The organism is Pseudomonas sp. B37(2017) (assembly GCF_002112885.1).
Classification (GTDB): Bacteria; Pseudomonadota; Gammaproteobacteria; order Pseudomonadales; family Pseudomonadaceae; genus Aquipseudomonas; species Aquipseudomonas paraglycinae.
In genome coordinates this window covers 39201-63875 of the sequence record NZ_NEIX01000018.1, presented here as the reverse complement: position 1 = coordinate 63875, position 24675 = coordinate 39201, and the positions used below count along the sequence as shown (strand labels likewise).

The window sequence follows — 24675 nt, the reverse complement described above, 5'->3', positions numbered from 1 at the left end:
TAAGCTTTGCCGGGTGGCATTCGCCCTTATGAAAAATCAGAGCGAATACCAACCCAATTTAAGGTTGCAGGGTTCCCCTGCAACATAGAATCTCCCACAGAAAAGCGCAAAACCCTGCACTCCAATGCGCTTCGCTTCTAACCACTCAACACGATGAGCGTTAGCTCGAGTACCGCTTTTGACGTGCCGGCCCCATCGGCAGGCTGAGTGGAGGGATTTATCCGGGGGTAGGCGCGCAGCGCCGTTCGACGAAGTCGAACACATCGAGAGGAGGTGCAGCGAAGCAAACCGGAGGCGATGCCCCCGGATGAATCCCGGAGCGAAGGAACCCCGAGCCCCAGCGAGGGGCCGAACGCCGGGGCCCAGCCTTTTGGTTCCTTTTTGGCGTTTGAAAAAGGGACTCGCCGTAAGGGCGAAACCGCCAGCCGCAACACCCGCAGAAATGGATATTCACCCAAAACCCCAAGAGCATGGCCGGCCCAAAGGCCGCCACGCTCAAAGAACCTCAAGCCTCCTTGCGAACCCTGAACCAAGCCGCATACAACGCCGGCAAAAACAAAAGCGTCAAAGCAGTAGCCACAATCAACCCCCCCATAATCGCCACCGCCATCGGCCCGAAAAACACACTGCGTGAAAGCGGAATCATCGCCAACACCGCCGCCAAAGCCGTCAACACAATCGGCCGGAACCGCCGCACGGTCGCCTCGATAATCGCCTGCCAGGGCCTGAGCCCCGCCGCGATATCCTGCTCGATCTGATCCACCAGAATCACCGAGTTACGCATGATCATCCCCGACAGCGCGATCGTCCCGAGCATCGCCACAAACCCGAACGGCTGACGGAACACCAGCAGAAACAGCGTCACCCCGATCAACCCCAAAGGCGCCGTCAGAAACACCATCGCCGTGCGCGAAAAACTGCGCAACTGCACCATCAGCAACGTCAGTACCACGACAATGAACATCGGCACCCCGGCGTTCACCGACTTCTGCCCACGCTCCGAATCTTCCACCGTACCGCCGACATCCAGCAGATAGCCGTCCGGCAATTCGGCGCGGATCGGATCAAGCGTCGGCATGATCTGCTTCACCAGCGTCGCCGGTTGCTCCTTGCCATAGATGTCCGCGCGCACGGTCACGTTCGGCAGGCGATTGCGGTGCCAGATGATGCCTTCCTCGAAGCCATATTCCAGCGTGGCAATCTGCGACAGCGCGACGCTGCGACCGTTGTCGGTGGGCACCGCCAGACTCGGCAGCAACGACAGTTCGGTGCGCTCGTGCACGGTGCCGCGCAGGAGGATTTCGATCAGTTCGTTATCCTCGCGGTACTGGCTGACGCTGGAACCGGTCAGCGAACTCTGGAGGAATTTCGCCAGATTCGCCGTGCTCACACCCAACGCTCGGGCGCGATCCTGATCGATGTTCAGGTACACCACCTTGCTCGGCTCTTCCCAGTCCAGATGCACGTTCACCACATGCGGGTTCTCGCGCACTTTGGCTGCGACTTTCCGGGCCAGTGCACGGACTTCCTCGATGTGCTCGCCGGTGACGCGGAACTGCACCGGGTAACCGACCGGCGGGCCGTTTTCCAGGCGCGTGACCCGCGAGCGCAGGGACGGGAACTGCTCGTTCAACGTGTCGATCAGCCACGTGCGCAGCGCTTCGCGCTCCTCGATGGTTTTCGCCAACACGACGAACTGGGCGAAGCTCGCCGCCGGCAGTTGTTGATCCAACGGCAGGTAGAAACGTGGCGAACCGGTGCCGACGTAAGCGACATAGTTGTCGATGCCGGCGTGATCCTTGAGCATCGCTTCCAGGCGTTTGACTTCGCCCGTGGTATTGGCCAGCGAGGCGCCTTCGGCAAGCTTCAGATCGACCATCAATTCCAGTCGCCCGGAGGCCGGGAAGAACTGCTGCGGCACAAACCGGAACAACGCCACCGACGCCACGAACAGCAGCACGGTGAGCACGATCACAGTTTTGCGCCGACGTACGCACCACTCCACCAGACGCCGCACACGTTGGTAGAACGGCGTGCCATAGGGATCGGTCTGGCCGTCAGCCGTACCGTGTTTGGCTGCATGAATTTTCGCCAGATCCGGCAGGAGCTTTTCCCCCAGATACGGCACGAACACCACGGCCGCCACCCAGGATGCGAGCAAGGCGATGGTCACCACCTGGAAGATCGAGCGGGTGTATTCGCCGGTGCCGGACTGCGCCGTGGCAATCGGCAGAAAGCCTGCCGCAGTGATCAGCGTACCGGTGAGCATCGGGAACGCGGTGCTGGTCCAGGCGTAACTGGCGGCCTTGATCCGGTCGAAACCCTGCTCCATTTTGATCGCCATCATTTCCACGGCGATGATCGCGTCGTCCACCAGCAAGCCCAGCGCCAGCACCAGCGCACCGAGGGAAATCTTGTGCAGGCCGATGCCGAGGTAATACATGCAGGCGAATGTCATCGCCAGCACCAATGGAATGGTCAGCGCCACCACCATGCCGGTGCGCACGCCGAGGGAGAAGAAGCTCACCAGCAATACGATGGCCAACGCTTCGACCAGCACTTGGACGAACTCACCGACACCGGTTTTCACGGCGGCGGGCTGGTCGGAGACCTTGCGCAACTGCATGCCGGCCGGCAGGTTTTTCTGAATCCGGGCGAACTCGATTTCCAGAGCCTTGCCCAGCACCAGAATGTCGCCGCCGTCCTTCATTGCCACCGCAAGACCGATGGCGTCTTCGCCCATGAAGCGCATGCGCGGCGCCGGAGGATCGTTGAAACCGCGCCGCACGTCAGCGACATCGGAGATGCGGAACGTACGATCACCGACCCGGATCGGGAAGTTCTTGATCTCGTCGACCGTCTGAAAATTCCCCGAGACCCGTAGCTGCAATCGCTCGCTGCCGGTTTCGAAGAAGCCGGCGGTGGACACCGCGTTCTGTTCTTCCAGCGCCTGCTGCACTGCTGCCAGCGGCAAGCCGAGGGTGGCGAGTTTGACGTTGGACAACTCGACCCAGATCTTCTCGTCCTGCAAACCGAGCAGGTCGACCTTGCCCACATCCTTGACCCGTTGCAGCTGGATCTGGATGCGGTCGGCGTAATCCTTGAGCACCGCGTAGTCGAAGCCGTCACCGGTCAGCGCATAGATATTGCCGAATGTGGTGCCGAACTCATCGTTGAAAAACGGTCCCTGAATCCCCGGCGGCAGGGTCTGGCGAATGTCGCTGACTTTCTTGCGCACCTGATACCAGAGATCCGGAATCTCCACCGAATGCATGGAGTCGCGGGCGATGAACGTGACCTGGGATTCACCGGGGCGCGAGAACGAAACAATCCGCTCGTACTCGCCGGTTTCCATCAGCTTCTTTTCAATGCGCTCGGTGACCTGACGCGAGACTTCCTGCGCCGTGGCGCCCGGCCAGCGGGTCTGGATGACCATCGCCTTGAAGGTGAACGGCGGGTCTTCACTCTGGCCGAGCTTGGTGTAGGACAAGGCGCCGACGATCGCCAGCAAAAGCATCAGGAACAGTACGATCTGGCGATTGCGCAGCGCCCAGGCGGAAAGATTGAAACCCATCGGGGATTACTCCTTGTCCGCCAGATTGACCACGCGGTTGGAGCGATCCACCGGACGCACCTGCTGCCCTTCCAGCAGCACGTGAACGCCGGCGGCGACCACCCAGTCGCTGGCGTTCAGGCCTTCGAGCACCGGCACGGTTTTCTCACCGAACGGGCCGGTGCGCACCGGGGTCTTTTTCAACGTGTTGTTGGCGCTGACGACCCAGACGTAAGTCGCGCCGTTTTCGGCCGTCAGCGCCGAGAGCGGCACCGACAGCGGGATGACATCTGCGGTCTGCACGAAGACCCGCGCGCTCTGGCCCAGTTCTGCCGGGACCTTGCCGGAGGTGAATGAAATGCGTGCGGCGAAGGTGCGGGATTTCGGATCGGCGGCCGGCGACAGCTCGCGGATCTGCCCGGCGAAGCGCTGGTTCTGTTGCGTCCACAGCTCCACCGAGACCGGCTGACCGACCTTGAAGCGGCCGAAACTCTGCTCCGGCAGGCTGATCAGCACTTCCCGTTCGCCGTCAGTGGCGAGGGTGAAAACGGTTTGCCCGGCGGCGACCACTTGCCCGACTTCCACCGAACGCTTGGCCACCACGCCATCCTGGGGTGCACGCAGCACGGCGTAACTGGCCTGATTGGTCGAGACGTTGAATTCGGCTTTGATCTGTTTGAGGCGGGCTTCGCCTGAGCGGTAGAGGTTCTCGGCATTGTCGTAGGCCGAGCGGCTGACCATCTGCCGCTCCATCAGGGTCTTGTAGCGATCACGTTCGGCGCGCACCAGGTTCAGGTTGGCTTCGGCGGCCGCGACCTGGGCCCGGGTGGCTTCCAGTTGCAGGCGTACATCCTGCGGATCGAGTTCGGCGAGTGGTTGATCGGCTTTCACGCGCTGGCCTTCCTCGACCAGTCGTCGGCTGACTTTGCCGCCGATGCGGAACGCCAGATCGGGTTCGTAGCGGGCGCGAACCTCGCCCGGATAACTTTCCATCGCCTGCGCCGAAGGCTCTGGCTGCACCACCATGGCCGGTCGCACGCTGACTTGCGTCACCTCTTCCTTGCCACATGCCGACAATAAAAACGCCAGACTGACTGGCACCGCAAAGGACAACGCATGGCGGAACATGGTGAAGGACCTTTCGCTAAGGAGGCTTGGAATAATTATACTGGCCGGTATGTTATTAATAGCAAACTCACCAGTCCAGTATTAAAAGCGAAGAATGTCGAACAATCTTTCCACTCCAAACGGCCCGGGCCGACCGAAGGATCCGGCCAAACGCCAGGCGATTCTCGAGGCGGCGAAAATCCTGTTCCTGAGTCATGGCTATGCCAACACCAGCATGGACGCGGTGGCCGCCGAGGCCGGGGTGTCGAAGCTGACGGTCTACAGCCATTTCAACGACAAGGAGACGCTGTTCTCCGCCGCCGTGGTGGCCAAATGCGAGGAGCAATTGCCGCCGCTGTTCTTCGAATTGCCGGACGGCATCGCGGTGGAAAATGTGTTGCTGAACATTGCGCGAGGGTTTCACCACCTGATCAACAGCGATGAATCGGTGAACCTGCATCGTTTGATCATGGCGCTGGGCAGTCAGGATCCGAAGCTGTCGCTGATCTTCTTCGAGGCCGGCCCGCAGCGCATGGTGCAGGGGATGGAACGGTTGCTGCGGCGGATTCACGAAACCGGCGTGCTGAGCATCGATAACCCGCACAACGCCGCCGAGCACTTCTTTTGCCTGATCAAGGGCGCGGGGAATTTCCGCCTGTTGTACGGCTGCGGTGAACCGCTGACCGACGAGGCGGCGGAAAGTCATGTGCAGGAAGTGGTCGGGCTGTTCATGCGGGCCTTTCGACCCTGAAAACAAAAATCCCACGCCATGCGTGGGATTTTCTTATGCGACGGCTCAAGCCTTGAGCGCTTTCTTCGGATAGATGTCATAGCGACTGGATTTGCCATCCAGCGCGTGACTCGGTTTCGGCCCTTCGATGCACGGTGCCTTGCGCGGACGCTTGACCACCACCCGGTGCGTGGCCAGTGCCAAGGCCGCTTCCAGCAAGGCCGGTGCATCCGGATCATCGCCTACCAGCGGGCGGAACAGGCGCATTTCCTTCTTCACTAGCGCGGTTTTCTCACGATGCGGGAACATTGGGTCGAGGTAGATCACCTGCGGCGGCTCGCCCTCCCAATTGCGCATCACCTCGATGGAGTTGCCCTTGAGCAATTTCATCCGCGCCACGATCGGCGCCACATCGAAGTCTTCCGCCGCGCGGGCCAGACCATCCTCCAGCAAGGCGCCGATCAATGGCTGGCGCTCGATCAGGCTCATCTCGCAACCAAGACTGGCCAGCACGAACGCATCTTTCCCGAGCCCCGCCGTCGCATCCAGCACCCGTGGACGCACGCCTTGGGCGATGCCGACCGCCTTGGCGATCATCTGCCCGCTGCCACCGCCGTACAACCGGCGATGGGCCGCGCCACCCTCGACGAAGTCGACCCGCACCGGGCCCGGCGCATCCGGCCCCAGTTGTTGCAGCTGCAAACCCTGCTCGCCGACCTGCAGGGCGAACTCGCCGTCAGCCACCTGCAACGGCAGGTTCAGGCGCTGCGCCCACTGCTCGGCCTGCGCTTCGAACGTCGGGCCGAGGGCCTCGACATGGATGCGGCAGGCCGCGGGTTGCTCAATCATGGAAAACACGCTCAAAAAAGTTAAGGATCGGCAAAAACCGCCGATAACCCAATCAACGCGCATTTTGCCAGAGCTGAGCGTCAACCGAAAAAAATGTCAGGCATTCTTCCCACATCGATTGGCTACATTTCGCCCACAGGCGACTTCAGCCGTCATAACACTCAAGCATTGGGCGGCGTCAGCCACCTGTGGCAGGATTTCTTTGCCCAGGCACTGGCCGAACAATCGAGTGATGTGGTGCCGGCCTGCGGCACTTTCCCGCCGGTCGATCTGCAAAGCCCTGAAGAACCGACCGTCGGCAGCGAACTGCACGCGCACATCGTCAGCCAGCGTGAATGCGATGTGGTTGAAACCGAGGTGCGTCCGCCGGAGCCGCTGTTCCTGCCGATCGCCGAAATCGACATGACACTGGCCGAGCCGTACCCTCCGTTCCCGGCAGAAGAAATCAAGACTCAGCAAAAGCAGCAGGATTTCGACAGCAGCTGGGTTCGTCCTGTCGTGATCAACAACGGCCAGCCGATTCCGGAACCGGGCCCTGCCCCGCAGAAAAAACCGCTGTACCTGCCGATTGCCGAGTTCGACCTGGACCTGCTGCAGCCTTACCCGCCATTCCCGCCGGAAGAAATCGTCGAGCAGCAGAAAGCCCTGGACTTCGATAACGGCTGGGTGCGCCCAATCGTTCAGCAGAACCTGCGCATCGCCGCCTGATCCCTCAGCGACACACGCTCCAGCGCCCGACATCGACATGAAAGTGATTGCGATGGGCTGTGTTGTAGTCCGGACTCAACACCACACTGAACGCCTCGCAGGCGCCATCGCGCACCTGACGTAGAAACTGCGCGTCCTGATTTTGCTTCGGCCAGTCCTTGAGCACGCTGATCGCACGACCATCCGCCAGGCGGAAGCCGGCGATGTCCAGCGCATCGGCACTGGCATGGCGGCTGAGCGCGCCGCTCTCACGGTTGTAGACGTTGCGGCAGGCGAAGCTGCCGAGGTGATCGACCCGCGCCACTGACTGTCCGTAGGCCTGCTGCGCCGCCGGTTGCAGCGTGTGGTGCTCGAACATCGCAAACGCCACGGCCAACGGGCAACTGGCGAGAAAGCTGCTGCTGAGCCCCACCCCGCCACCCTGCACGCGCAAGGCGCCGATCAACGGGCATTTGGCATCGGGGCTGTCGGCCTGTGGCGAAACCCGCAGGCCGGAGCTACCCAATGCCTGCTCACACAAGGCCGGATCGCTGCGCAGGCGCATCAACTTGTAGCCCGTGAGCCAGTTGGGCATCGCCTGCACGTCCAGCGGCGCCCACGGGTTCCACTGCGGCGGCACATCGAGCCAACCGCGCCAGACGCCAATCAGGCTGCCACCGATGATCAGCAGTCCTGCCAACAGCAGCCAGCGCCCCATGCTCATCCCTTGAAGAATTGATTGGCCTTGGCGTACGGCATCGAACGAGAGGTAAAGGTGAACGCGCCGGACTGCTGGATTTCTTCAGCCGCGCGGAAAAACTCGCCGAACGCCGCCAGTGCCAGCGCCGAACCGGTGCTGATCCGCTTCACGCCCATTTCTTCGAGCTGCTGCACGGTCAGTTTCAAGCCGCCGGACATCAACACATTGACCGGTTTCGGCGCCACCGCGCGCACCACCGCCAGAACTTCTTCGGCGGTGCGCAGGCCCGGCGCGTACAGCACGTCGGCGCCGGCTTCGGCAAAGGCCTGCAAGCGGCGGATGGTGTCGTTGATATCGGGATTGCCGTGCAGGTAGTTTTCCGCACGGGCCGTCAGCATGAAGGGAAACGGCAAGGTGCGCACCGCAGCGACAGCGGCTTCGATCCGCGCCACCGCGTGTTCGAAGCAGTAGATCGGCGAGTCTTCCCGGCCGGTGGCATCTTCGATCGAACCACCCACGGCGCCCGCCTCGGCTGCGCGGATCAGACTTTGCGCCGATTCGGCCGGGGCGTCGGCGAAGCCGTTTTCCAGATCCACCGCCACCGGCAGATCGGTGGCCGCAACAATCGCCCGGACATTGGCCAGCGTATCGTCGAGACTCAGGCCGCCATCGGGCTTGCCCTGGGAGAACGCATAACCGGCGCTGGTGGTCGCCAGCGCCTGATAGCCGAGACTGGCGAGCATCTTCGCGGAACCGGCATCCCACGGATTGGGAATCACGAAAATCCCGGGGCGTTCGTGCAGGGCTTTGAAGGTTTCGGCTTTACGGGCTTGTTGTTGACGGGCTTGAGCGTCCATCGGCAGGCTCCTGGGCAGGAAAGAAATCCGCCTCAGAGCAGGCCAAGTTGCTCGGCGGCGGGTTCTCTGTATAGCTCAGGCAAGGGTCGCAGGCCAGGCAAACGTTGCATCAGTTGTGCGTGAAAACGTTGCGCCAGCTTCGCCGCGAGGAGGTTGTCGGCGGTGTGCAGGAAGATGTACGGCGTGCGGCCCTCTTCGATCCACTCGGCGATTTTCGCCACCCACGGCACCAGGAACGGATCGTTGGCCTCAAGCTCCGGATGGCCGATGAAGCGCACCTGCGGGAATTGAGTGAACGCTGCCGGACGCGTCGGTACGCGGGGCTTTTTCGATTGGGCGTGGATCACCGACGACTCGGTCGACAGGCAACTGAACAAGGCGCGCGGATCGAGACAGATGCGCTCCACGCCACGATCCAGCAATAGCCGGTTGAGCAGACGCTCACTCTCACCCTTGGCGAAAAACTGTTCGTGGCGCACTTCCACCGCCAGCGGACAATCCAGCGCATCGATGAACGCGGCAAGCTCCGGCAAGCGGTGCGGCGTGAAGCTTTTCGACAGTTGCAGCCACATTGGCGAAACGCGCTCACCGAGCGGCTTGAGTAACTGGAGGAAAGTTTCGGCGGCAGTCAGCTGATCGCGCAAGTCGCCGCTGTGGCTGATGTCACCGGGAAACTTGGCGGTGAAGCGAAAGTGCTCCGGCATCACCTCGGCCCAGCGCTGCACGGTGGCCGGCGACGGGCTGGCGTAGAAGGTCGTGTTGCCTTCAACAGCATTGAATACTTGGGAATAGAGTCCGAGGAAATCCGAGGTCTTGGCGTCTACCGGATACAGATACTCGCGCCAGGCGTTTTCGCTCCAGGACGGGCAACCGAGGTAGTAAGGCAGATCCATCAGATGTACAGATCGAGGCCCAGCACGTCTGCATCCCAATCGACAAAACCGGCGGTGCTCAGGTAGCTGGCCAGGGCCATGGCCACGCTTTTCTTCATCGCGCGGTGATAAATCATGTCTTGTTGGCGGGCGGGCAGATTGCTCAGGCGTTGCGCGGTGGCTTTGGCGGCACGGGCAGCCAGTTGCTCTTCGGTCGGGAATTCCAGCTCGCCGTCGATATCGTCGACGGACTCATCGAGCGCCGGATTGCCTTTGCGAGGCTTGCGCTTGATGGGGTAGGAATGAGTGGAAACGCCGTCTATACGCATAAAGTCATGCTCGGTATCGATGATGGCAATTTAGCGGCACCTGACCGACTTAGCAAATCGCCGAGTGATAACTAGAACACATAAAAGACAAAAGGTTTAAAGCGCGGGGTTAGAAACGGACGATTGGCTTTGTTGAGGCAATCACTGAACTTGTGGGAGCGAGCTTGCTCGCGAAAACATGGATATGGTCACCATTGATGGTGACTGACCCACCGCATTCGCGAGCAAGCTCGCTCCCACAGGATCTCACATGGATCAGCGGGCTTTCGGGGTGGCCACTTTGTCACGCAGGTAAACCGGCTGGGCATCGTCTGCCGGAATCGCTTCGCCACGCTCCCAGGCAAATCGCGCGAGGGTCAGCAGGTCTTCGGCATGGGGCAGCATGCCGGCATCGGACCCGCTCAGGTTTACAGCGATGCGTTCGCCATAACCCCAGCCAGTGCCGGCACCGAACCAGTCACCCGAAGCATCGTCCGGCAATGCGGCGACTTCCGGCGGCAGCACCGCCTCGGCGCCGACCAGACGCATCTCCCCGGCCGTCTCGCGGTAGCAGCCCCAATACACCTCATCCATCCGCGCATCGATGGCAGCCGCGACCTGGCTCACGCCATGCTCGCGATAAGCCCGTTGCGCCAGCACGGCCAGGTTCGACACCGGCAACACTGGGCGATCCAGCGCAAAGGCCAGGCCTTGCACCACGCCGATGGCAATCCGCACGCCGGTGAAAGCGCCCGGGCCACGGCCGAAAGCGATGGCGTCCACCGCTTGCAGGGTGGTGCCGGCGTCGGCCAGCAGTTGCTGGATCATCGGCAGCAGTTTCTGCGCATGCAGGCGCGGGATCACCTCGTAATGGCTCGTGACCTTGCCGTCATGCAGCAAGGCAACGGAGCAAGCTTCAGTCGCGGTGTCCAGGGCCAGCAAGGTGCTCATCGATGTGTCCGTAAATCAGGTGGGGAAAAAGTGCGCCAGTATAAACAACTACGGCCCGCAAGCGGGCCGTGGATGATGCAGCGGATCAGGTTTTTCAGCTCAGCGCTTCAAGCACCTTGGCGGTGATCGCTTCAACCGAACCGACGCCAGGGATATGGCTGTACTTCGGCTTGCCACCGTTTTTTGCGGACAGGTTCTGGTAGAACTCCACCAGCGGCTTGGTCTGCGAATGGTAGACCGACAGGCGATGACGCACGGTTTCTTCGGTGTCGTCCTTGCGCTGTACCAGCTCTTCGCCGGTGATGTCGTCTTTGCCGGCCAGTTTCGGCGGGTTGTAGACGATGTGGTAAACGCGGCCGCTGGCCTCGTGAACGCGACGACCGGCGATACGCTGAACGATTTCTTCGTCTTCAACGGCGATTTCGACCACGGCGTCCAGCTCGACACCGGCAGTCACCAGCGCTTCAGCCTGAGGAATGGTGCGCGGGAAGCCATCGAACAGGAAACCGTTGGCGCAGTCAGCCTGAGCGATACGGTCCTTGACCAGCGCGATGATCAGGTCATCCGACACCAGGCCGCCGGCATCCATGATGCTCTTGGCCTTGATGCCCAGCTCGGTGCCGGCCTTGACCGCAGCACGCAGCATGTCGCCGGTGGAGATTTGCGGAATGCCGAATTTCTCGGTGATGAACTTAGCCTGAGTACCTTTACCGGCCCCGGGAGCTCCCAGCAGAATGACGCGCATCGATGTGCTCCTCAATTTTTTATATAAAAAACAACGGATTCGCCTCGTGGGGCCAATCTCATAAAACGGGTCGTGGCCGCCCAAACGGCCAAAGGCTGATCAAGATACACAGCAGGCTGCGCCCACACAAGACGCCAAAAGTCGGAGAAACCGGCGCCCGCCGCGACCTTGCGACGCGGTTCCCCAAGTCGCAACCCCATCATTAACTGTCGCCTGACCGCATTTTTCCCACGGCCAATAAACGGCACCCGAGGTTCGCCCGGGGTGCCCCGCCCCACGCAGAAAACCTTAGCCGGTATTTCGCAAACCGGCGGCAATCCCCGCCACAGACACCAGCAACGCCTGTTCCACCGGGCTGCCCTGCTCGACATTCTGCTGCCGTGAACGCGCCAGCAACTCGGCCTGCAATAGATGCAGCGGGTCGAGGTAGGTGTTGCGCAGGCGGATGAATTCCAGGGTGTCTGGGCTATGTGCCAGTAGCTGCGACTGACCGGTCAGGCCGAGGACAACGGAACAGGCCTGCGACAATAGGTCGCGTAAGTGCGCACCCAAAGGCAGCAAGTCCGACTCCACCAGACGCTCGTCGTAGGACAGCGCAATGTCGGCGTCGGCCTTGGCCAGCACCATCTCCAGCATGTCAATACGGGTGCGGAAGAACGGCCACTGCTCCCGCATCTGCCCGAGCAATTCGCCTTCGCCGCGCTCCAACGCCTTGCTCAACGCGGTTTCCCAACCAAGCCAGGCTGGCAGCATCAGGCGAGTCTGGGTCCAGCCGAAGATCCACGGAATCGCCCGCAGGCTCTCGATGCCCCCCGCACGGCGCTTGGCCGGACGGCTGCCCAATGGCAAGCGGCCCAACTCCTGCTCCGGCGTCGACTGGCGGAAATACTCGACGAACTGCGGATTTTCCCGCACCACCGCACGGTAAGCGGCGACACCGTCGGCGGCCAGTTCATCCATCAGATGCCGCCATTCAGGCGTCGGTGGCGGCGGTGGCAACAGGGTCGCTTCGAGCACGGCAGCCAGATACAGATTGAGGTTTTGTTCAGCGATGTCCGGCAGGCCGAATTTGAATCGAATCATTTCCCCCTGCTCGGTGGTGCGGAAACGTCCGGCCACCGACCCCGGCGGCTGCGACAGAATCGCCGCGTGCGCCGGGCCGCCGCCACGGCCCACGGTGCCACCGCGACCGTGGAACAGCAGCAGTTCGACTTGCTGCTCGCGGCAGATTTCCACCAGCCGCTCCTGCGCCCGGTATTGCGCCCAGGCCGCCGCAGTGGTGCCGGCGTCCTTGGCCGAGTCGGAATAGCCGATCATCACTTCCTGCGGGCCTTGCAGCCGCGCGCGGTAACCCGGCAGCAGCAACAGACGTTCGATCACAGGTCCTGCGTTGTCGAGGTCGGCGAGAGTTTCGAACAGCGGCACCACGCGCATCGGCCGCAGGACGCCAGACTCCTTGAGCAGCAATTGCACCGCCAGCACATCGGAAGCGGCGCCGGCCATCGAGATCACGTAGGAGCCCAACGAAGCGCCCGGCGCGGCGGCGATTTCCTTGCAGGTGGCGAGCACTTCGGCGGTGTCGGCCGAGGGTTTGAAATGCGCCGGCAGCAATGGCCGACGGTTTTGCAGTTCGCGGGTCAGGAAGCTGATGCGCTGTTCTTCGTCCCACTCTTCGTACTTGCCGAGGCCGAGGTAATCGGTGATTTCGGTCATGGCCGCGCTGTGGCGGGACGAATCCTGACGCACATCAAGGCGCACCAGGAACAGCCCGAACGTCACGGCCCGACGCAGGCAATCGAGCAACGGCCCATCGGCGATCACGCCCATGCCGCATTCATGCAGCGAGTTGAAACACAGCTCCAGCGGATCGAGCAGGTCGCGATTGTTGTGCAGCACATCCGCCGGGGCCGGCGTAGTAGCGGTCAGCGACGCATGGGCCCAGTTACGCGTGGCGCGCAGGCGTTCGCGCAATTGCTTGAGCACCGCACGATACGGCTCGGCACTGTCGCCGGCCCGAGCCTTGAGCGCTTCGCTGGCCTGCTGCATCGACAGTTCGGCCGCCAGGTGATCGACGTCACGCAGGTACAGATCCGCCGCCATCCAGCGCGCCAGCAACAGCACTTCGCGGGTCACGGCAGCTGTCACATTCGGGTTGCCGTCACGGTCGCCGCCCATCCACGAAGCGAAGCGGATCGGCGCAGCTTCCAGTGGCAAGCGCAAACCGGTGGCCGCAAACAGCGCCTGATCGGCCTTGCGCATATGATTGGGAATCGCCTGCCACAGCGAGTGTTCGATCACCGCAAAACCCCACTTGGCTTCGTCCACCGGAGTCGGCCGGGTGCGGCGGATTTCTTCGGTGTGCCAGGCTTCGGCGATCAAACGTTGCAGGGTGTTTTGGATCTGCTCGCGTTCGGCCGTGGTCAAGTCGCGATGATCCTGGGCTGCCAGTTGCGCGGCAATCGCGTCGTACTTCTGGATCAGTGTGCGGCGGGCTACTTCGGTCGGGTGCGCGGTCAGTACCAGTTCGATTTCCAGCCGCGCCAATTGCCGGGCCAGGGATTCGGCGCTGTGCCCTTCGTTGCGCAGGCGGGCGAGCAGTTCCGGCAGCACGCGGGATTCGAACGGCGCGGCCTGGGTCTCTTCCCGGCGGTGGATGAGCTGGTACTGCTCGGCGATGTTCGCCAGATTGAGAAACTGGTTGAAGGCCCGCGCCACCGGCAGCAGTTCGTCTTCGCTCAATTGATTGAGGCTGGCGCTGAGTTCGGCGTCCATCGAGCCGCGCCGGTCGGCCTTGGCGCCCTTGCGAATCTGCTCGATCTTGTCGAGAAACGCCTCGCCGTACTGGTCACGGATGGTGTTGCCCAACAGCTCACCGAGCAGGTGAACGTCTTCGCGCAAGCGTGCATCAATATCGGTCATCAGCATCTCTCCAGCAGTAATCGGTGACGGATCGCAAGTGAGTGGATGAACAGAGAGTGCCGCTCTGGGACGCTTCTTACAAGCAGACGACGAAGGGACTTTAAACCTTGAGGGTTGAAGCTAGTCTCAACAGTAAGCCGCACAACGGCTTGCCGCCGGCTGACGCCGGACACTCACCAAGACCTGCCATGAGCAGGTGCGACATGAGGTTTTTATGAAAATCCGTGAACTCGCCCAGCATTGGGAAGAAACCGCCAAGGGTCGCCTGACCGATACCGGCTACACGATTCATCTGGATGTGGAAGCTGCCGCACGGCTGGCGGCGATCGCCGAGATGTACCCCAAACGCCACGCCGAAGAGCTGCTCGGTGAGTTGATCGGCGCCGCCCTCGAAGAGTTCGAAGCGAGCCTGCCGTATGTGAAAGGTTCGACCGTGGTCGCCACCGACGAGGAAGGCGATCCGTTGTATGAAGATGTCGGCCCGACCCCGCGTTTTCTCGCATTGTCGCGGCGTCATCTGCACGACTTGTCGGCTGCTGCCGGCAAGCAGAAACACTGACACAACAAAAATCGAAACGTGGGAGCGAGCTTGCTCGCGAAAGCGGTATGTCAGGCACTGTAGTGGTGACTGATCCATCGCTATCGCGAGCAAGCTCGCTCCCACATTGACTGTGTTCAGACTCAAAAAACGCACGCTTTATCACCCCGCGCGTACCACTCTCCCCCGTCAAAGTTCCCGGTTTAGAGTCTTGTCCAATTGGTCAGAATATTTTTTGGCGATGAGCCATCTTTTCTGAACTTTTGAAAAATGCCTTCGGTCGGAACAGGTAACCACGCCTGGAACGAGCGTTTCAAAACGCACTTGCACATGACGGTTGCGGCTCCGCTACCAGGATGGATTTCGAAGCTCTCAAGGAGTTAACCAATGGAGTTGAAGACCATGAAGACCCAAACCTCGTTTTCCCACCTGCGCGGTCTGAAACTGGCCGCTCTCGCCATCGGCACCAGCTTCGTGCTGGCCGGTTGCGCCGGCAATCCACCGACCGAGCAGTACGCCGTGACTCAATCGGCGGTCAACAGTGCGGTGAGCGCCGGCGGTACCGAATTCGCCGCCGTGGAAATGAAGCAGGCGCAGGACAAACTCAAACAAGCCGAAATCGCCATGCACGACAAGAAGTATGACGAGGCTCGCACATTGTCCGAACAGGCCGAGTGGGACGCCCGCGTCGCTGAACGCAAGGCTCAGGCGATGAAAGCCGAACAAGCGGTGAAGGATTCCCAGAAAGGTGTTCAGGAACTGCGTCAGGAAAGTCAGCGCACCGTGCAGTAAGCGCGCATCCCGACCGCAAGGCTGAAACTCTTATCGATAGAAAGGACGAACGATTATGCGTAAACAACTGATGATCCCCGCTCTCCTGGCCGCAAGCGTTGCCTTGGCTGCCTGCTCGACGCCGCCGAACCCGAACCTGGAACAGGCGCGCACCAACTACGCCGGCCTGCAGGCCAACCCGCAGGCCAGCAAAGTGGCAGCGCTGGAAACCAAGGATGCCAGTGATTACCTGGACAAGGCCGACAAGGCTTATCTGGACAAGGAAGACCAGCACAAGGTCGACCAACTGGCCTATCTGACCAACCAGCGCGTGGAAGTGGCCAAGCAGACCATCGCCCTGCGTACCGCTGAAGCCAATCTGAAGAACGCCGCCGCCCAACGTGCCCAGGCCCGTCTGGACGCTCGCGATCAGCAGATCAAGCAGCTGCAGGACAGCCTCAACGCCAAGCAGACCGATCGCGGTACTTTGGTGACCTTCGGTGACGTGCTGTTCGCCACCAACAAGGCCGACCTGAAATCCAGCGGTCTGGTGAACATCAACAAACTGGCGCAGTTCCTCCAGGAAAACCCTGATCGCAAAGTGATCGTCGAGGGCTACACCGACAGCACCGGCACCGCGAACTACAACCAGTCGCTGTCCGAGCGTCGCGCGACTTCGGTGCAGGTTGCACTGATCAAGATGGGCGTCGATCCGTCGCGCATCGTTGCCCAGGGTTACGGCAAGGAATACCCGGTAGCGGATAACACCTCCGTCTCGGGCCGTGCCATGAACCGTCGGGTGGAAGTGACCATTTCCAACGACAACCAGCCAGTGGTACCGCGTTCGGCCGTGAGCTCGACCACGCACTGATTCGCTGAGCTGTAAATGAAAAGCCCCGCCTGAGTGATCAGGCGGGGCTTTTTTGTCTGACGCAGATTTACTCTTCGAGCTTCTGCGGCGTCTCCTGGCCCATGCAGCGCACGGCCTTTTTCTGGCTGTTGACCAGCACCCCGGTCAGGCCTTTCTGTTCGGTGTCGAACAGCACCAGCACGCCATCGATGCACTGCGCCACTTGCGGCGCCGGGGTCAGGGAGACTTTGTAGTCTTCGCCGGGAATGGTCTTGAGCATGGTGAATTCGTTGAGCAGCAACGCATCCTCGGGTTTGGCGAAGTGCAGGTAGCCGTAGTACCACAGGGCGCCGACGGTGCCGAGGATGCTGCAGATGCCGGTGATGATCAGCGGGATGGCGTTACGTTCTTCACTCATTGCGGACTCTCTGGTGGTTCGTCTTCAGAATTCGGGGGTGTCGGATAATTCGGGATCTCGCCGAGGCGGCGCAGGCCGTTGAAGTGTTCGGGATCGTCAAGGTAGCGCAGCATCACCTGACGCCAGACCGGATCGCCGAAGGTCTGCACATGGCCGCCGCGAGTCAGTTGCAGCACGCGCGGTGGCGGCGCAGCTTGATACAGACGGATGCCGTTGGAAAGGGGCACCAGAGGATCGTCAAGGCTGTGGAAGATCAGTTTCGGCACGCCGTTGAGCTGCGGCATCGCGTTGATCGCACTGTCGCCATCCGGCACCAGCCACGACAGCGGCACCTGAAACGGCCAGGTCAGCCACGAAGTGCTGAGGGCGTATTGGCCGACGCTGCGGTAACTGGCAGGCACACCGTCGAGCACCAGGGCCTTGAGCTGTTTTTGTCTTTCCGGATGTTGCACCAGCCAATGCACGGCCATGGCACCACCCAAGCTCTGGCCGAGCAGGATCAGCGGTTTGCCTTTGACCTCAGGCGCCTTGTCCAGCCAGGCGAAGGCGGCATCGATGTCCTGATAGATCGCCGGCAGGCTCGGTTCGCCCTCGGACAAGCCGTAACCGCGATAGTCCACCAGCAGCACTTGATAGCCGTTTTTCGGCAGCCACCAGCTTCCGCCCAGGTGCATCGGCAGATTGCCGCCGTTGCCGTGCAGATGCAGCACCGTGCCCTTGACCTCGACCCCGGGCTTGGCCGGCAGCCACCAGGTGTTCAGCTTGAGGCCGTCCGCGGTGGTCAGGGTGACGGTGCGGTATTCGAGTTTGGCCTTTTCCGGGGTGAAGATCTGACCGGGCTCGGGATAGAACAGCAAGGAGCTGCAACCGCCGAGGGTCAGGAGCAGGCAAAGGATGCCGAGGATTCTCATCCGGTGAAACCTCGCGAAAGATTCGGGTTTAGATCGTTCCCACGCTCTGCGTGGGAATGCATCCCGTGACGCTCCGCGTCACAGTGGACGCGGAGCGTCCATGGCGGCATTCCCACGCAGAGCGTGGGAACGATCAACGGTGATCGGTGTGGTTACAGGATATTCGAGTAATCCGCCTCGATCCGGTCCAGGCTCAGGTGATTGAGGAAGTTGGAGAAGCACATCCACGCCGACAACGCGTTCATGTCGCGGAACTGATCCGGCAGGTACTTGGGCGGCACCACCAGGCCTTCGTCCACCAGCTGACGCAGGGTTCGCATGTCCTCAAGCGTGGTCTTGCCGCAGAACAGCAACGGGATCTGTTCGAGCTTGCCCTTGCGCACGGCCAACTGAATGTAGTTGTAAACCATGATGAAGCCCTTGAGGTAGGACAAGTCTTTGGTGAATGGCAGACCGGTCGGCGTCGATCCACGGAAAACCCGACTGGCGTTGCCGTAGCTTTCCGCCATCTCGAAACCCTGCTCGCGGAAGAACTCGAAGATCTGCAGGAAGTCCGCGCCCTCCTCGACCATATGAATGGCGCGGGTGCGGTTAGTCAGTTTGCGCAATCGGCTCGGGTAGGAGGCGAAGGTGATGATTTCCATCAGGATCGCCAGACCTTCCTGCGTCACCGTCGACGAGGGCGGGCCCTTGGACAGGAAGGTGCAGATCGGCTGGTTCAAACCGTTGAGCGTTGTGCCGACGTGCACCAGGCCTTCGTGGACTTCCAGCGCGCGCACGTCGCGGTCGTTGAACATCGCGTCGGTGCGAATCTTGATGTAGTCGGCGCCCGCCGCCGCGTCGGCGACGATGCCGTCGGACTCGAACACGCGAATGGTTTCCTCGGCCTCGCCGAACACCTTGTTCAGGCGAGTTTGCAGCAGGTGCACGGCGTCCTTGGCGGTGAGGATCTTCGGTTCGTCCTTCAGGTCGCCACGGCCGTCGATGTTGTTCAGGTAGTCGGACATCATTAGGCCAAGGTCGGCCAGGGTCGGGTCACCGGCGTGGAACGCGTCGGACGCGGCGCCGTACAGTTCCTGGGAAATCAGGCCGAAATCCTCGGTGCCGCGCGCTTCGAGCATGCGCACCACCATCCGGTATTCCTTGCACATGCGACGCATGATCTGGCCGACCGGATTGAACTGGCCGAGCTGACGGGTGATGTCGCGCTCGATGTTCTGGAATTCCAGTTTGACCTTGCTCGAATCGAAGGACAGCGGCCGGTTGAGGTAGTAGTCGCGATCCACCGCCGGCAATTCCTTGCCCTTGGCCTTGAGGAAACCCTTGCGGATGTTCTCGTCCCACTTGACCGCGTCGAGCACGCGGATCGGCGTCTGCGCCAGCACTATGCGATCGGACAGAATGCGTATCGTCTGCTGGTAATCGTCCACCCGAAACTCCTGTAGAAAACGTGACGAACTGAATTATTTGGCCTTGGCCTGATGCTGATAGCGCGCCGCTTCGACGAAAACGTCGGAATTGGCCGGGTCGTCGAGGTAAGCAAAGACCTTTTCAAGCGGGCTGTCGACCTGCACGCCCTCGCCGTCATCGGTCTGGAAGCCTTGGCCGTCGAGGGTCTTCTGGGCGATGGCCTGGTTGATCTGTTCGAGGTCGAGGTTGTAGATCACCAGTTCGCGCTTGTCGGTGATCTCGAAACCGGCAATGGTGAAGTGCCCGCCGTATTGCGCCGGCACCTTCGCCGACAGGTACCAGCGGTTGCCGTGGCGCGACACTGTGAACGGATAGGCTTCACGCTCGCGGGGTTTGGCTTTGAAGTACGCAACCGCCTGATAGCGATCGTTGCCCAGGCGCGTCAGCTCCAGATTCATCGGCTCGCCCCAGGCATTGGTGCTCGACCATTTGCCGAGCAGGCCCTTGGGCGCCGGTTCACTGGCGGGCAGCGGCTCGCGGAAGGTCACCAGACAACCGCTGAGCAGCAGGAACGACAAGGCGATCAGCACGCCACGCCAGGCTTTCATTCGACACTCCCTTGAACACCCGTTTCTTCTGATCGTTCCTACGCTCCGCGTGGGAATGCATACAGTGACGCTCTGCGTCACAGTGGACGCGGAGCGTCCATGGCGGCATTCGCACGCGGAGCGTGGGAACGATCAGGGTCGAGAATTACACCGACGCGAGTACCAGGTGCATATAGCGCGTCAGAATGCCGAGCATGTCCTCTTCGGCCAAAGGCTCGGCGTCGTTGAGCAGGCCCTGATATTCCATCCGTCCGATAATCGCCGTCAACACCTTGGCATCCTGCTGCGGCTCGCGCGAGCCCAATACCTGGAACAACTGGCAGGTGCCCTGCAACAGAATCTGCTGATGGGAGCGTACCAATACCGCCAGACGCGGGTTGAGCAGTGCTTCCTGACGGAACGCCTGCTCGGCCATCAAATGCTCGCGCCGGTTGACCAGTTGCCGGTGCACGTAGTCGGCCATCAACCGCGCGATATCGTCGGCCAGTTGCGACCGCGACTCCGGGCTGCCGTCACCGCTGACCACCATTTCGCGCAGCAGGCCTTCGTTGTTGATCCACAGCTTGGCCATGTAGGCCGCACTGCGTTCGACGTACTGGGCGAAGGTATCGGTGAGCAGGTCATCGATGTCCTTGAAGTAATACGTGGTGGCCGACAGTGGCACACCGGCCTCGGCCGCCACCGCACGGTGACGCACGGCCCGCACACCGTCGCGCACGACAATGCGCATCGCCGCATCGAGAATGTCCTGTCGACGCTGTTCACTGCCCTGCCGGCTGGCCTTGCGGCCCTGGTACTGAACACTTTCAGCGACCGCAGTGGCGATTCCCGCTGCACCCTCTTGAGCCATTGCACCGATCACGACAGGCATACCTCTGTTGTTTTCTTCAAAATTAACCATTTGATACGTTTGTACCAGACAGGCAATAAAAAGCCGCCCATTTCAGGCGGCTTTTTTATTGAAACACTTACGCTTGTGGCCGCATGTGCGGGAACAGGATCACGTCGCGGATCGACGGGGAGTTGGTCAGCAGCATCACCAGACGGTCGATGCCGATACCTTCGCCGGCCGTTGGCGGCATGCCGTACTCCAGCGCGCGAACGAAGTCGGCGTCGTAGTGCATGGCTTCGTCGTCGCCGGCGTCCTTGTCGGCCACCTGCGCCATGAAACGCTCGGCCTGGTCTTCCGCGTCGTTCAACTCGGAGTAGGCGTTGGCGATTTCACGGCCGCCGATGAACAGCTCGAAGCGGTCGGTGACGTTCGGGTTGTCGTCGTTGCGACGGGCCAGCGGCGACACTTCGAACGGGTACTGGGTAATGAAGTGCGGCTGTTCCAGCTTGTGCTCGACCAGCTCTTCGAAAATCATCACCTGCAGCTTGCCCAGACCTTCGAAGCCCAGCACCTTGGCGCCGGCCTTCTTGGCGATGGCGCGCGCCTTGTCGATGTCGTTCAGGTCATCGGCGGTCAGCTCAGGGTTGTACTTGAGGATCGAGTCGAACACCGACAGGCGCACGAACGGCTCGCCGAAGTGGAACACCTTGTCGCCGTACGGCACGTCGGTGCTGCCCAGAACCAGCTGCGCCAGTTCGCGGAACAGTTCTTCGGTCAGGTCCATGTTGTCTTCGTAGTCGGCGTAAGCCTGGTAGAACTCCAACATGGTGAATTCAGGGTTGTGACGAGTCGAAACGCCTTCGTTACGGAAGTTGCGGTTGATCTCGAACACTTTTTCGAAGCCGCCAACCACCAGACGCTTGAGGTACAGCTCCGGCGCGATACGCAGGAACATTTCCATGTCCAGCGCGTTGTGGTGGGTTTCGAACGGTTTGGCTGCGGCGCCGCCAGGAATGGTCTGCAGCATCGGCGTTTCGACTTCGAGGAAGTCGCGCTTCATCAGGAAGCTGCGGATGTGCGCGATCACTTGCGAACGGACGCGGAAAGTCTGACGCACGTCTTCGTTGACGATCAGGTCAACGTAGCGCTGACGGTAGCGCTGTTCGGTGTCGGTCAGGCCGTGGTGCTTGTCCGGCAGCGGGCGCAGGGATTTGGTCAGCAGGCGCACGCTGGTCATCTCGACGTACAGGTCGCCCTTGCCGGAACGGGCCAGGGTGCCTTCGGCGGCGATGATGTCGCCCATGTCCCAGGTTTTCACCGCGGCCAGGGTTTCTTCGGACAGGGTCTTTCGGTTGACGTAGACCTGGATGCGACCGGTCATGTCCTGGATCACCATGAACGAGCCACGGTTGAGCATGATGCGACCTGCAACCTTGACCGGGATCGCAGCCTCTGCCAGCTCTTCCTTGGTCTTGTCCGCGTACTGTTTCTGCAGTGCTTCGCAGTAGTTTTCGCGGCGGAAGTCGTTCGGGAAGGCATTGCCCTTGGCGCGCTCGGCAGCAAGCTTTTCCTTGCGCAGGGCGATCAGGGAGTTTTCTTCCTGTTGCAGGGCTTGCGGGTCGAGTTGTTGGTCGCTCATGTCTTTAAATATTCCATCACAGGTTCGTTGCCCCCGCCGATGACGGGGGACTTGAGGTCGGGTGAAAGCTTACAGGCCCGATTTCAGGCTGGCTTCCAGGTATTCGTCGATGTCGCCGTCGAGCACCTTGTCGCAGTCACTGCGTTCGATGTTGGTGCGCAGATCCTTGATCCGCGACGCATCGAGCACGTACGAACGGATCTGGTGACCCCAGCCGATATCCGACTTGGTGTCTTCCAGCGCCTGGGACGCCGCGTTGCGCTTCTGCATTTCCTGCTCGTACAACTTGGCCCGCAGCATTTTCATGGCGGTGTCCTTGTTGGCGTGCTGGGAACGTTCGTTCTGGCAGCTCACCACGGTGTTGGTCGGTACGTGGGTGATACGTACGGCCGAGTCGGTGGTGTTTACGTGCTGACCACCGGCACCGGAGGAACGATAGGTGTCGATCCGCAGGTCTGCCGGGTTGATTTCGATTTCCACCTTGTCGTCGATCTCTGGCGAGACGAAAACCGCGGAGAACGAGGTGTGGCGACGGTTGCCGGAGTCGAACGGGCTCTTGCGCACCAGACGGTGCACGCCGATCTCGGTACGCAGCCAGCCAAAGGCGTATTCGCCCTTGATGTGCACGGTCGCACCCTTGATCCCGGCGACTTCACCGGCCGACAGCTCCATGATGGTCGCGTCGAAACCGCGTTTGTCGGCCCAGCGCAGGTACATGCGCAGCAGGATGTTGGCCCAGTCCTGGGCTTCGGTGCCGCCGGAACCGGCCTGGATGTCCAGGTAGGCGTTGTTCGGGTCCATCTCGTGGCTGAACATACGGCGGAATTCGAGCTTGGACAGGGACTCTTCGAGACCTTGAAGGACTTCGACGACGTCGTTGACCGCGCCCTCGTCGTTTTCTTCAACAGCCATGTCCAGCAGCTCGCGGCAATCGGCCAGGCCACCGTTCAGTTCGTCGAGGGTGTCGACGATCTGCGCCAGCGCAGCGCGCTCGCGGCCCAGTTCCTGGGCGTATTCAGGTTTGTTCCAGACTGCAGGATCTTCAAGCTCGCGATTGACTTCGATCAGACGCTCATGCTTTTGATCGTAGTCAAAGATACCCCCGAATAGTTTCGGAGCGCTCGGACAGGTCCTTGATGGTGTTCAGGATCGGGTTGATTTCCATGACGGGCAGCACTCGTTGGCGAACTTTTGAAAGCCGGCGAGTATAACGTAATCAAGCTGTCACGGCAGCCCGTCTGGCGGCTGTTAAGGCGATTCACTTGACAGGGCCTGACGCAGATCCCCTGTGGGAGCGGGCTTGCTCGCGAAGGCGGAGTATCAGTCGACATCATTGCTGAATGACCCACCGCATTCGCGAGCAAGCCCGCTCCCACAAGGGTATCGCGTACCTATTCGATGCCGACCTGATTGCGCCCGTTGTTCTTGGCCAGGTACAGGCCGCGGTCCGCCGCCGAGATCAGCAGCCGGCAGTCGCTGCCCGACTCCGGCACCATGGTTGCCAGGCCGATGCTGATGGTCAGGCTCGAGCCTTCAGCGGGGGCATTGTGCGGAATCTTCAGCGCCGCGACCGTCTGGCGCAGCTTTTCCGCCACCAGTCGGGCCCCGCCCGGCGAGGTGTTGGGCAGCACCAGCGCAAATTCTTCGCCGCCATAACGCGCCGGCAGATCGGACGGCCGGGCACTGGCCTCGCGGATCGCCGTGGCGACCTTGCGCAAGGCCTCGTCGCCTTCGACGTGGCCGAAGGTGTCGTTGTAGGACTTGAAGTAATCGACGTCGATCATCAGCAGCGACAACTGGCTCTGGTCGCGCAGCGAGCGGCGCCATTCCAGTTCCAGGTATTCGTCGAAGTGCCGGCGGTTGGACAATCCGGTCAGGCCGTCGGAGTTCATCAGGCGTTGCAACACCAGATTGGTGTCGAGCAATTGCTGCTGGCTGACCCGCAACGCGCGGTAGGCCGCGTCCCGTTGCAGCAACGTCATGTAGGAGCGTGAGTGATAGCGGATGCGCGCCACCAGCTCGATGTTGTCCGGCAGTTTCACCAGGTAATCGTTGGCCCCGGCGGAGAACGCCGCGCTCTTGATCAGCGGGTCTTCCTTGGTCGACAGAACGATGATCGGAATGTCCTTGGTCGCCGGGTGATTGCGGTACTCGCGCACCAGGCTCAGGCCGTCGAGGCCGGGCATCACCAGATCCTGCAGGATCACGGTCGGCTTGATCCGCACCGCGTGGGCCACGGCCTGATGCGGGTCGGAGCAGAAGTGGAAGTCGATGTTCTCTTCATTCGACAGCCCACGGCGCACGGCTTCGCCGATCATCGCCTGATCGTCCACCAACAACACCATGGCGGCGTTCTCGTCGGTTTTGATGTCATCGATCTGTAAGTCATTCATGGGCGGTCACCTGAGTGCTGCGGGGGC

General features: G+C 61.3%; 23 protein-coding genes and 1 pseudogene. 6 read left to right on the top strand and 18 right to left on the bottom strand.

Translation table 11 applies throughout. The features are described from left to right. Nucleotides 1–505: 505 nt before the first annotated feature. Both CAF90_RS28095 and CAF90_RS28090 read right to left on the bottom strand, forming a co-directional pair. Nucleotides 506–3574 (bottom strand): efflux RND transporter permease subunit, encoded by a 3069-nt coding sequence (locus CAF90_RS28095; RefSeq protein WP_007954741.1) that lies wholly within the window; start codon nucleotides 3572–3574, stop codon nucleotides 506–508. A gap of 6 nt (nucleotides 3575–3580) precedes the next feature. Beyond that, nucleotides 3581–4681 (bottom strand): efflux RND transporter periplasmic adaptor subunit, encoded by a 1101-nt coding sequence (locus CAF90_RS28090; RefSeq protein ID WP_007954740.1) that lies wholly within the window; start codon nucleotides 4679–4681, stop codon nucleotides 3581–3583. 94 nt (nucleotides 4682–4775) lie between these two features. Between CAF90_RS28090 and CAF90_RS28085 the strand changes: the two genes are divergently transcribed. Continuing rightward, nucleotides 4776–5411, top strand: a complete 636-nt coding sequence (locus CAF90_RS28085) for a TetR/AcrR family transcriptional regulator (RefSeq protein ID WP_085609178.1) — start codon at nucleotides 4776–4778, stop codon at nucleotides 5409–5411. Between the two features lie 45 nt (nucleotides 5412–5456). On the opposite strand, the gene CAF90_RS28080 is transcribed toward CAF90_RS28085, so the two are convergent. Then, the gene (locus CAF90_RS28080; RefSeq protein ID WP_007954738.1) at nucleotides 5457–6239 is read right to left on the bottom strand and encodes a class I SAM-dependent methyltransferase; all 783 of its coding nucleotides are present in this window, start codon (nucleotides 6237–6239) and stop codon (nucleotides 5457–5459) included. A 93-nt stretch (nucleotides 6240–6332) separates the two neighbouring features. Between CAF90_RS28080 and CAF90_RS28075 the strand changes: the two genes are divergently transcribed. Further along, entirely contained in the window at nucleotides 6333–6947 is a 615-nt protein-coding gene (locus CAF90_RS28075; RefSeq protein ID WP_007954734.1) for a hypothetical protein, read from the top strand. 4 nt (nucleotides 6948–6951) lie between these two features. On the opposite strand, the gene CAF90_RS28070 is transcribed toward CAF90_RS28075, so the two are convergent. From CAF90_RS28070 to ppc, 7 genes are all read right to left on the bottom strand, one after another. Next, nucleotides 6952–7644 (bottom strand): extensin family protein, encoded by a 693-nt coding sequence (locus CAF90_RS28070; RefSeq protein ID WP_085609177.1) that lies wholly within the window; start codon nucleotides 7642–7644, stop codon nucleotides 6952–6954. Between the two features lie 2 nt (nucleotides 7645–7646). Then, nucleotides 7647–8483 (bottom strand): oxaloacetate decarboxylase, encoded by an 837-nt coding sequence (locus tag CAF90_RS28065; RefSeq protein WP_085609176.1) that lies wholly within the window; start codon nucleotides 8481–8483, stop codon nucleotides 7647–7649. Between the two features lie 32 nt (nucleotides 8484–8515). Beyond that, a complete protein-coding gene (locus CAF90_RS28060) occupies nucleotides 8516–9376 on the bottom strand; it encodes a DUF72 domain-containing protein (RefSeq protein ID WP_085609175.1) in 861 nt (286 codons plus the stop codon). Then, complete coding sequence (locus CAF90_RS28055; protein ID WP_007954720.1) at nucleotides 9376–9684, bottom strand: hypothetical protein; 309 nt, start codon at nucleotides 9682–9684, stop codon at nucleotides 9376–9378. Before CAF90_RS28055 ends, CAF90_RS28060 begins: the two co-directional genes overlap by 1 nt. Nucleotides 9685–9939: 255 nt before the next feature. Then, nucleotides 9940–10614 carry a tRNA (adenosine(37)-N6)-threonylcarbamoyltransferase complex dimerization subunit type 1 TsaB gene (gene tsaB / locus CAF90_RS28050; RefSeq protein ID WP_007954718.1) on the bottom strand — a complete coding sequence of 225 codons (675 nt, stop codon included), beginning with the start codon at nucleotides 10612–10614 and terminating at the stop codon, nucleotides 9940–9942. 94 nt (nucleotides 10615–10708) lie between these two features. After that, nucleotides 10709–11359, bottom strand: a complete 651-nt coding sequence (gene adk / locus CAF90_RS28045; RefSeq protein ID WP_085609174.1) for an adenylate kinase — start codon at nucleotides 11357–11359, stop codon at nucleotides 10709–10711. 288 nt (nucleotides 11360–11647) lie between these two features. Beyond that, nucleotides 11648–14278 carry a phosphoenolpyruvate carboxylase gene (gene ppc / locus CAF90_RS28040; RefSeq protein ID WP_085609180.1) on the bottom strand — a complete coding sequence of 877 codons (2631 nt, stop codon included), beginning with the start codon at nucleotides 14276–14278 and terminating at the stop codon, nucleotides 11648–11650. 214 nt (nucleotides 14279–14492) lie between these two features. Here ppc and CAF90_RS28035 point away from each other — a divergent pair, with 214 nt between their 5' ends. The 3 genes from CAF90_RS28035 (at nucleotide 14493) to CAF90_RS28025 (ending at nucleotide 16458) form a co-directional block, all read left to right on the top strand. Next, nucleotides 14493–14837: a hypothetical protein gene (locus CAF90_RS28035; protein ID WP_011332654.1), complete on the top strand. Its 345-nt coding sequence runs from the start codon at nucleotides 14493–14495 to the stop codon at nucleotides 14835–14837. A 366-nt stretch (nucleotides 14838–15203) separates the two neighbouring features. Then, complete coding sequence (locus CAF90_RS28030) at nucleotides 15204–15608, top strand: DUF4398 domain-containing protein (RefSeq protein ID WP_007954708.1); 405 nt, start codon at nucleotides 15204–15206, stop codon at nucleotides 15606–15608. 55 nt (nucleotides 15609–15663) lie between these two features. Further along, nucleotides 15664–16458 (top strand): OmpA family protein, encoded by a 795-nt coding sequence (locus CAF90_RS28025; protein ID WP_085609173.1) that lies wholly within the window; start codon nucleotides 15664–15666, stop codon nucleotides 16456–16458. Nucleotides 16459–16525: 67 nt separating this feature from the next. Here CAF90_RS28025 and CAF90_RS28020 read toward each other — a convergent pair whose 3' ends face one another. The 7 genes from CAF90_RS28020 to prfB all read right to left on the bottom strand — a co-directional run bounded on the left by CAF90_RS28020 (nucleotide 16526) and on the right by prfB (nucleotide 23420). Continuing rightward, nucleotides 16526–16855 carry a hypothetical protein gene (locus tag CAF90_RS28020; RefSeq protein WP_085609172.1) on the bottom strand — a complete coding sequence of 110 codons (330 nt, stop codon included), beginning with the start codon at nucleotides 16853–16855 and terminating at the stop codon, nucleotides 16526–16528. Beyond that, entirely contained in the window at nucleotides 16852–17766 is a 915-nt protein-coding gene (locus tag CAF90_RS28015; RefSeq protein WP_085609171.1) for an alpha/beta hydrolase, read from the bottom strand. Before CAF90_RS28015 ends, CAF90_RS28020 begins: the two co-directional genes overlap by 4 nt. 152 nt (nucleotides 17767–17918) lie before the next feature. Continuing rightward, entirely contained in the window at nucleotides 17919–19196 is a 1278-nt protein-coding gene (locus CAF90_RS28010; RefSeq protein ID WP_064593712.1) for a flavohemoglobin expression-modulating QEGLA motif protein, read from the bottom strand. Nucleotides 19197–19229: 33 nt separating this feature from the next. After that, the gene (locus tag CAF90_RS28005; protein ID WP_011332648.1) at nucleotides 19230–19784 is read right to left on the bottom strand and encodes a hypothetical protein; all 555 of its coding nucleotides are present in this window, start codon (nucleotides 19782–19784) and stop codon (nucleotides 19230–19232) included. Nucleotides 19785–19929: 145 nt separating this feature from the next. Next, a complete protein-coding gene (locus tag CAF90_RS28000) occupies nucleotides 19930–20634 on the bottom strand; it encodes a TetR/AcrR family transcriptional regulator (protein WP_045121751.1) in 705 nt (234 codons plus the stop codon). A 118-nt stretch (nucleotides 20635–20752) separates the two neighbouring features. Beyond that, on the bottom strand, nucleotides 20753–22255 hold the full coding sequence (gene lysS / locus CAF90_RS27995) for a lysine--tRNA ligase (protein ID WP_007954693.1): 1503 nt from the start codon (nucleotides 22253–22255) through the stop codon (nucleotides 20753–20755). A gap of 69 nt (nucleotides 22256–22324) precedes the next feature. Further along, nucleotides 22325–23420, bottom strand: a protein-coding gene (prfB, locus tag CAF90_RS27990) for a peptide chain release factor 2 (protein WP_102621447.1) whose coding sequence is annotated in 2 segments (ribosomal slippage) — nucleotides 22325–23347 and nucleotides 23349–23420 — 1095 coding nt in all. Because the reading frame shifts where the segments join, the coding sequence is not laid out codon by codon here. 123 nt (nucleotides 23421–23543) lie between these two features. Here prfB and CAF90_RS29780 point away from each other — a divergent pair. Continuing rightward, nucleotides 23544–23633: pseudogene (locus CAF90_RS29780) on the top strand (metal ABC transporter ATP-binding protein); the annotation flags it as partial. Nucleotides 23634–23646: 13 nt separating this feature from the next. Here CAF90_RS29780 and CAF90_RS27985 read toward each other — a convergent pair. After that, a complete protein-coding gene (locus CAF90_RS27985) occupies nucleotides 23647–24648 on the bottom strand; it encodes a PleD family two-component system response regulator (RefSeq protein ID WP_039769610.1) in 1002 nt (333 codons plus the stop codon). Nucleotides 24649–24675 lie beyond the last annotated feature (27 nt).

Bases quoted from the DNA above. Each gene is read 5' to 3' on its own strand.
- CAF90_RS28095 (WP_007954741.1), bottom strand. From the start codon at position 3,574: ATGGGTTTCAATCTTTCCGCCTGGGCGCTGCGCAATCGCCAGATCGTA.
- CAF90_RS28090 (WP_007954740.1), bottom strand. From the start codon at position 4,681: ATGTTCCGCCATGCGTTGTCCTTTGCGGTGCCAGTCAGTCTGGCGTTT.
- CAF90_RS28085 (WP_085609178.1), top strand. From the start codon at position 4,776: ATGTCGAACAATCTTTCCACTCCAAACGGCCCGGGCCGACCGAAGGAT.
- CAF90_RS28080 (WP_007954738.1), bottom strand. From the start codon at position 6,239: ATGATTGAGCAACCCGCGGCCTGCCGCATCCATGTCGAGGCCCTCGGC.
- CAF90_RS28075 (WP_007954734.1), top strand. From the start codon at position 6,333: ATGTCAGGCATTCTTCCCACATCGATTGGCTACATTTCGCCCACAGGC.
- CAF90_RS28070 (WP_085609177.1), bottom strand. From the start codon at position 7,644: ATGGGGCGCTGGCTGCTGTTGGCAGGACTGCTGATCATCGGTGGCAGC.
- CAF90_RS28065 (WP_085609176.1), bottom strand. From the start codon at position 8,483: ATGGACGCTCAAGCCCGTCAACAACAAGCCCGTAAAGCCGAAACCTTC.
- CAF90_RS28060 (WP_085609175.1), bottom strand. From the start codon at position 9,376: ATGGATCTGCCTTACTACCTCGGTTGCCCGTCCTGGAGCGAAAACGCC.
- CAF90_RS28055 (WP_007954720.1), bottom strand. From the start codon at position 9,684: ATGCGTATAGACGGCGTTTCCACTCATTCCTACCCCATCAAGCGCAAG.
- tsaB (WP_007954718.1), bottom strand. From the start codon at position 10,614: ATGAGCACCTTGCTGGCCCTGGACACCGCGACTGAAGCTTGCTCCGTT.
- adk (WP_085609174.1), bottom strand. From the start codon at position 11,359: ATGCGCGTCATTCTGCTGGGAGCTCCCGGGGCCGGTAAAGGTACTCAG.
- ppc (WP_085609180.1), bottom strand. From the start codon at position 14,278: ATGACCGATATTGATGCACGCTTGCGCGAAGACGTTCACCTGCTCGGT.
- CAF90_RS28035 (WP_011332654.1), top strand. From the start codon at position 14,493: ATGAAAATCCGTGAACTCGCCCAGCATTGGGAAGAAACCGCCAAGGGT.
- CAF90_RS28030 (WP_007954708.1), top strand. From the start codon at position 15,204: ATGGAGTTGAAGACCATGAAGACCCAAACCTCGTTTTCCCACCTGCGC.
- CAF90_RS28025 (WP_085609173.1), top strand. From the start codon at position 15,664: ATGCGTAAACAACTGATGATCCCCGCTCTCCTGGCCGCAAGCGTTGCC.
- CAF90_RS28020 (WP_085609172.1), bottom strand. From the start codon at position 16,855: ATGAGTGAAGAACGTAACGCCATCCCGCTGATCATCACCGGCATCTGC.
- CAF90_RS28015 (WP_085609171.1), bottom strand. From the start codon at position 17,766: ATGAGAATCCTCGGCATCCTTTGCCTGCTCCTGACCCTCGGCGGTTGC.
- CAF90_RS28005 (WP_011332648.1), bottom strand. From the start codon at position 19,784: ATGAAAGCCTGGCGTGGCGTGCTGATCGCCTTGTCGTTCCTGCTGCTC.
- CAF90_RS28000 (WP_045121751.1), bottom strand. From the start codon at position 20,634: ATGGCTCAAGAGGGTGCAGCGGGAATCGCCACTGCGGTCGCTGAAAGT.
- lysS (WP_007954693.1), bottom strand. From the start codon at position 22,255: ATGAGCGACCAACAACTCGACCCGCAAGCCCTGCAACAGGAAGAAAAC.
- CAF90_RS27985 (WP_039769610.1), bottom strand. From the start codon at position 24,648: ATGAATGACTTACAGATCGATGACATCAAAACCGACGAGAACGCCGCC.